This is a genomic window from Bradyrhizobium ferriligni (assembly GCF_056837965.1).
Window position 1 is genome coordinate 22,847 of record NZ_JBXEJO010000099.1, and the last position, 6,000, is coordinate 28,846.

Consider the following 6,000-nt stretch of genomic DNA (forward strand, 5'->3'; position numbering starts at 1 on the left):
CGGTTGCGGCCTGCGCTACTTCCGCAGAATTGCCAGCGCTTCCCGATAGAGCTGTGAGAAGCAGACCAAGAGCGCGCTCGACAGCAGGAACATCGCCAGGCTGTCGTAGTCGTCGGCCGTCGGCCAGGAAAACTCGAAATAGGGCGGCATGAACGCCCACCAGACGATCGGAACCGTAATGATCGTGGCAAAGGCGCCGGCGGGTGCGCCGCCCATCAGGCCGGCGATCAGGATCGCCGGCACGAAGCCCGCGAAATAGAACTGCATGCCGAAGCTCGCGAACATCTCCTGCGTCGCGGTGGCCAGCACCACCGCAAGCAGGGCGACGACGAATGTCGACAAGGACCAAGGCCGCAGCTTCAAAATGTAGTCGTTGCCCTTGCGCATCCAGACTCCCGGCCCCCGCGAGTTCCCGGAAGGTAGCCGAGGAGGCCCGCAAACAAAACCCCGTAGGACTCCGTGGGGCGGCGTTCTGCTCGACACCGTGAAAAGGAACCGTCCCGGTCAAGCCGCCGCCGCATTGTCGCGCTTATTGCATCGCAGCAGGGTGATTGTGGGGCACCGCAATGCTGGAATTTCTGATTGTCGTCCTCGTCGCCGGGATCGGATTCGTATCGGGATACGGCGTACGCGAGCTGATCTCGCGCCGCCGGCGGCGGTCCGCCCCGCGCGTTCATGTTCGCGCGCCGCAGGTTCTCGCCGCCAATGACGACAGCTCCGCCCGCGGCTGGTATCGGCCGACCGGCACGCAGCCCGCCGATCACGCCATCCCGCCACCCGATGAACTCGACGGCGCGGTTCGCGACCTGCTCGGCGAACTCAGCCGCCGCACCGCCAACCCGTCATCCGCACCGCAGCGCCGCCGGCAGTAAGGTGGAAACGCCGGGAAGCCGGCGCTAACGCGTCGGCTGCTTTGCATGGGGTTGTTTTCGATATTTTTGATGAGGCGGTCCCGAAGGGGAATGGTGGACGCACAAGGGATCGAACCTTGGACCTCTCCCGTGTGAAGGGAACGCTCTCCCGCTGAGCTATGCGTCCGGGATGTGACGTGCCAAAGGCCGCTGGTCGGCGGCCGGTCGATAGCGGCGCTTCGTCAGAGCGTGCGATTTACGAAGTGCCGGGTAGGGGTGTCAAGCCAAACCCTGCGGGAATCACGCCCCTTGCTGGCGGGCGCGGGAGGCGTGTGACTGCAGCGCCCGGATGCGTTCGGCGAGCGTGCCGCCGCCCTCGGGCATCCCGCTGCCCGGCGAGGCGCCATTGGCGGGCTTGGCAGCCGCCTTGGCCGGCACCGTCGGCTCCGCCGCCAGCATGGCCTCGATCGCCGAATTCGGGCCCTCGAGCTGGATCGCGAGCTTGGCCACCTCGGCGGCGATGTCGTTGATGCGCTCGCGCAGCAGCGCATTCTCCATCCGCTCGGTGGCCCAGGAGCTCTCGGCCTGCTGCTGAATCGCGTTGATGTCGCGCTGCAGCTTGCCGCGCTCGTCGCTGACGGTGCGCAGCTGCTCCTCGACTTGGGCCTTCTCCTGGCGCAGCCTGTCGAGCGCGGAGGATTTGCCGCCGCCCACTGCTGCGATCTCCTCGCGCAGCTCCTGCACCGTGCGCTCCGCGGCAGCGTTGGCCTGCTTCAACTGGCCGTTCTCGAATTCGCGCTCGGCCAGCAGCTTGCCCTGGGTCGCAAGCCGCGTCTCGAGGTCGTTGACCCGGTTGCCGAGCATCTCGGCTTCCTTGACCTGGGCGACCAGCTGGCGATCGAGATCGGTGACGCGCTGGCTCAGATTCTCGACCCGGCCGCGCGCGTCGGTGAGATCGCGCGTCGCGGTTTCCGACTGGCTGCGCTCTTGGGTGAGGCGGGCTTCGGTTGCCGCGAATTCCCTGGCGGCATCGCCGACCCGGTTCTTCAGCTCCTCGACCTGGGTCCGCACCGCGACCAGCTCGATCTGGCGGCTGTCGGCCGTCATCGCGCGGTCGTTGAGCTCGGCGTTGATCTTGCCGAGCTCGCCCTGCTTGTCGGTCAGCGCCTGCTCGGCGTTGCGCAACAGCTCGGTCTTGGCCGAGAACTCTTCCTCGGTGGCGCGAAGCTGCTCCTTCATCGCCTTCTCGCGCGCTTCCAGCGCGAAGATCGCGGCGTTCTTCTCGCCGAGTTCGATCTTCATGCGGTTGATAGCATCGGTCTTCTTGCCGAGCTCGGCGAGCTGGCTCGTGGTCTTGCTCTTGAGCTGGTCGACGCTCATCTCGAGCCGGCGGGCCGACATGGCGAATTCGGCGCGGAGCTGGTCCTTGTCGGCCTGGATCTCGGCCATCGACAGCGGGGTGGCCGCCTCCATGCGCCGCGTGGTCAGCCGCACCGCCCGGTTATGCACCAGCGGAACGATCATCAGGCCGCACAGCATCGAGATCAGGAAACCGATCGCCGCGTACATGATCGGCTCGATCATGAAGGGTCACTCCAAGGAAAGAAGGAATTTGTTAATCACAATGCCACGGCGGGCCGGCCAAAGGCCAGCCCGATTGCCGCGTTAACCTGAATTGCCAACCGTGCCGGAGCGCCGGCCTCATCGCCCGATCAGGGCTGCGACCTCGGGCCTCGTTCCGATTGAGTCGGAACGAAGCTCTGGATTCTGTCTTGACGCGTTTTCTTGATGCGAACCGGCGTCCACTTCGCTGGAAACGCTCTAGAACGGGTTCCAGGTCGCGCGCGGGGTGAATTTGAGATAGCCGACGCTGGCGCCGAGCCGCAAGCCGATGCCCGAGCGAATCGGGACCAGCACGATGTTGTTGGCGGTCAGCGCCGTCATGCCGAAGCCGCCGACGATATAGGCCGACCCGTCGATGCCGACAAAGCGCTGATAGATCGCCTGGGTCGAGGGCAGGTTGTAGACCAGCGTCATGGTCCTCGCGCCGTCGCCGCCCCAGTCGAAGCCGACCGAGGGACCCTGCCAGTAGACCCTGAGGTCGCCGGCGTTCTTGGTGTAGAGCGTGCCTTCGCCATAGCGCAGCCCGGCCACGAAGGCGCCGGAGCCTTCCTCGCCGAGCACGTAACCATTGGGCAGGCCCCACTGGCTGACGGCGCGCTCGATGACCGAGGCGAGCCCGCGCGAGACATTGCCGAAGAACTTGTGTCCGGCATTGACCAGTTCGTCGGGCCCGTAAGTATACGGGGTCGGTTCACGCTGTGGCGGCGGATATTGCGGTGGCGGGCCCTGCTGCGCGGACGCCCCTGCGCTCCAGCACATCAGCGCGGCAAACGCGACCGCGGCAAGGCGTGATGCGAAAGTCATTAAGAACCCCTGCTATCGAAATCCGGGCGCTGCCCTTTAACCTGATGCCAACAGGCACGGCTCTAGGTTGCGCCCGGTGTCCCCTCGACTCGGATGTTATCGGTATCAACTATGACGGCACAACGGCAGGAAAGATATGGATCGTGCCGGGGGATGGCGTTTTTCGGCCTGTTGGCGGGCATTTTGGCGGCCATCTGGCCGTCCCTGCCTGGTCAGGCCACCACAACCGAGCGCGTGGTGACGAACCGCTACTCGGGATTGGCGATCGAGGGATTCGATCCCGTCGCTTATTTCACCGACGCCGCCGCCACCCAGGGGCGGCCGGAATTCGAGGCCGCGGAGAGCGGCGTGGTCTGGCGTTTCCGCAACGAGGGCAACCGCGCCTCGTTCGTGGCGCATCCCGAAATCTATGGCCCGCAATTCGGCGGTTACGATCCGACCGATCTGGTGCGGGGCGTCACCTGCGCGGGCAATCCGCGATTCTGGGCCGTCGTCGGGAACAGGCTTTACCTGTTCAACCGGGAACGCAGCCGTGACGCGTTCGCCGCCGATCCCGCGCGCTTTTTGAAGGAAGCCGCGTCGCGTTGGCCGGAACTGGAAGACAATCTCGCGCAGTGATCACGGCGCCGCGGCCGGGTCGCCCCAGGCAATGAATTCCGGCACCAGAAAGTCTTCGCGGCCCAGCCCGAAATGCAATGGGCTTCCGTTCGAATCGGTGACCTTGCCGCCGGCCGCAACGACGACCGCGTGACCGGCCGCCACGTCCCATTCGGATGTCGGCGACAGGCGGGGATAGATATCGACGTCGCCCTCGGCGACGCGGCCGAATTTGACGGCCGAACCCAGCACGGCGCGGACCGCGCTGTCGCGCTCGTCGATGAAGGATTCAGTGCGCGCATCGCCATGCGAGCGGCTCACTGCCACCGTCCATGGCGCGCCGCGCGGCGGGCAGGGGCGGGTCTTGATCGGCACTGCCTGCGAAACCGCGCCGCCCTGCAGCGTCAACCGCTCCGCGCCCTTGCCGACGATGCCGCGCCAGATCAGGCCGAGCGCCGGTGCGCCGACGATGCCGAGCAGCGGCACGCCTTGCGTGACCAGCGCCACATTGACGGTGAATTCATTGCGGCCGGCAACGAACTCCTTTGTGCCGTCGAGCGGATCGATCAGGAAGAAACTGTCCTTGTAGGGCGGCGTCGCCAGATGGACGCGCTCCTCCGACAGCAGCGACACCTGCGGCGCGAGCCGCGTCAGGCCCTCCACGATGATGTGGTCGGCGGCGAGATCGGCCTCGGTGACCGGCGACCCGTCGCCCTTGCCGGCAACATTCATCGTCGAACGATTGACCGCAAGGATCGCCTCGCCGGCGCGGATCACCAGTTCGGTCAGTGATTCGAGCAGCGTCGCGGCGGCCTCGCAGCCGATCAGGGACGGCTGTGCCTTATTCATGTGCGGGTCTCATATCAGCGGGTCGCATATCCTGTTTGTGTTCCCTTATCAGCCTCCCCGCAAGCTGGCAGCATCTGTCTGCGCGGTGTATCAAGCCGACAGGCATGCGTGATTCGCACTCCTCGGTCGGCGTGCGGCTTTCCAGGAAACAATTGATGTCTGGCACTTCGTCTCCCGGTCCCGCTCCCGATGCGCTCGAACTCGCGGCGCTGTTGTGCTCACGGGTCTGTCACGATCTCATCAGTCCGGTCGGCGCGATCGTCAATGGGCTTGAGGTCCTTGACGACAATCCCAAGCCCGAAGATCGCGACTTCGCGCTCGATCTGATTCGCAAGAGCGCCAAGACCGCTTCGGCGCGACTGCAGTTCTGCCGGCTGGCGTTCGGCGCGGCCGGTTCCTCCGGCGCGCAGATCGACCTCGGCGATGCGCAGAACATGGCGAAGGGGCATATCGAGGACGGCAAGGTGACGCTGACCTGGAATTTGCCGCGGCTGCTCCTGCCCAAGAATCGGGTGAAGCTGCTGCTGAACATGCTGGTCATCGCGCAGCAGACGATCCCGCGCGGCGGCACGCTCGCGATCGATCCGGTCGGCGAAGGCGAGGCCATGAGCTTCCGCATCACGGCCGCGGGCCTCAATGCGCGCGTGCCGCAGAACATCGTCGACCTGCTCAATGCGAGCTCGTCGAACACGGTCGATGCGCACGCGGTGCAGCCGCATTACACCCGCCTGTTGGCGGAAGCCTGCGGGCTGAAGGTGACGCTCGCGCTCGACGGCGACAAGGTCATTATCGCCGCGTCCTGAACGCGGCCGCGCCGACATCATTAATCAAAGGTTACGACCGGCCGCGCGATTCGATCGCGCGGTCTTATCTCTTTGTTGATCCCGTTCTTTTCCATTTGCTCAACCAAACTTAAACGCTTTGCGGAGAAGCTGACCGGGTTCCCGTCAGGCGCGTCGATGTCGCGCGCCGCAGCGTTTTCGGCGTTTTTCGAAGGTTGGTTTCATGGACGATCTGTTGCGCGAGTTCCTGACGGAGAGCAGCGAGAGCCTGGATACGGTCGACAACCAGCTGGTGCAGTTCGAGCAGGACCCGAACAACGCGAAGATCCTGGATAATATTTTCCGCCTGGTGCACACCATCAAGGGGACCTGCGGCTTCCTCGGGCTGCCGCGGCTCGAGGCGCTGGCGCATGCCGGCGAGACCTTGATGGGCAAATTCCGCGACGGCATGCCGGTGAAGGCGGAAGCCGTGACGCTGATCCTGTCCTCGATCG

Annotated in this window: 8 protein-coding genes and 1 tRNA gene; 4 read left to right on the top strand and 5 right to left on the bottom strand. The window is 65.2% G+C overall.

The window, feature by feature from the left end:
* Positions 1–15: 15 nt before the first annotated feature.
* Positions 16–387: a DUF4118 domain-containing protein gene (locus AC1VNY_RS38485; RefSeq protein WP_016843685.1), complete on the bottom strand. Its 372-nt coding sequence runs from the start codon at positions 385–387 to the stop codon at positions 16–18.
* A 179-nt stretch (positions 388–566) separates the two neighbouring features.
* Between AC1VNY_RS38485 and AC1VNY_RS38490 the strand changes: the two genes are divergently transcribed.
* Positions 567–872 (top strand): hypothetical protein, encoded by a 306-nt coding sequence (locus tag AC1VNY_RS38490; protein ID WP_482409070.1) that lies wholly within the window; start codon positions 567–569, stop codon positions 870–872.
* Between the two features lie 91 nt (positions 873–963).
* Here the strand turns inward: AC1VNY_RS38490 and AC1VNY_RS38495 are convergent.
* The 3 genes from AC1VNY_RS38495 to AC1VNY_RS38505 form a co-directional block, all read right to left on the bottom strand.
* A tRNA-Val gene (locus tag AC1VNY_RS38495) sits at positions 964–1,038 on the bottom strand.
* A gap of 113 nt (positions 1,039–1,151) precedes the next feature.
* Positions 1,152–2,435, bottom strand: coding sequence for a hypothetical protein (locus AC1VNY_RS38500; protein ID WP_482409071.1), 1,284 nt, complete (start codon positions 2,433–2,435; stop codon positions 1,152–1,154).
* 237 nt (positions 2,436–2,672) lie between these two features.
* Complete coding sequence (locus tag AC1VNY_RS38505) at positions 2,673–3,278, bottom strand: DUF1134 domain-containing protein (protein ID WP_016843676.1); 606 nt, start codon at positions 3,276–3,278, stop codon at positions 2,673–2,675.
* Between the two features lie 153 nt (positions 3,279–3,431).
* Here AC1VNY_RS38505 and AC1VNY_RS38510 point away from each other — a divergent pair, with 153 nt between their 5' ends.
* A complete protein-coding gene (locus AC1VNY_RS38510; RefSeq protein WP_482409072.1) occupies positions 3,432–3,896 on the top strand; it encodes a YHS domain-containing (seleno)protein in 465 nt (154 codons plus the stop codon).
* On the opposite strand, the gene cysQ is transcribed toward AC1VNY_RS38510, so the two are convergent.
* Positions 3,897–4,724, bottom strand: coding sequence for a 3'(2'),5'-bisphosphate nucleotidase CysQ (gene cysQ, locus AC1VNY_RS38515; RefSeq protein WP_482409073.1), 828 nt, complete (start codon positions 4,722–4,724; stop codon positions 3,897–3,899).
* Positions 4,725–4,879: 155 nt separating this feature from the next.
* On the opposite strand from cysQ, the gene chpT reads away from it, so the two are divergent.
* The gene (chpT, locus tag AC1VNY_RS38520; RefSeq protein ID WP_482409074.1) at positions 4,880–5,527 is read left to right on the top strand and encodes a histidine phosphotransferase ChpT; all 648 of its coding nucleotides are present in this window, start codon (positions 4,880–4,882) and stop codon (positions 5,525–5,527) included.
* Between the two features lie 202 nt (positions 5,528–5,729).
* Positions 5,730–6,000 (top strand): Hpt domain-containing protein (locus AC1VNY_RS38525; protein ID WP_482407114.1); only part of this gene is annotated, 271 nt, incomplete at its 3' end.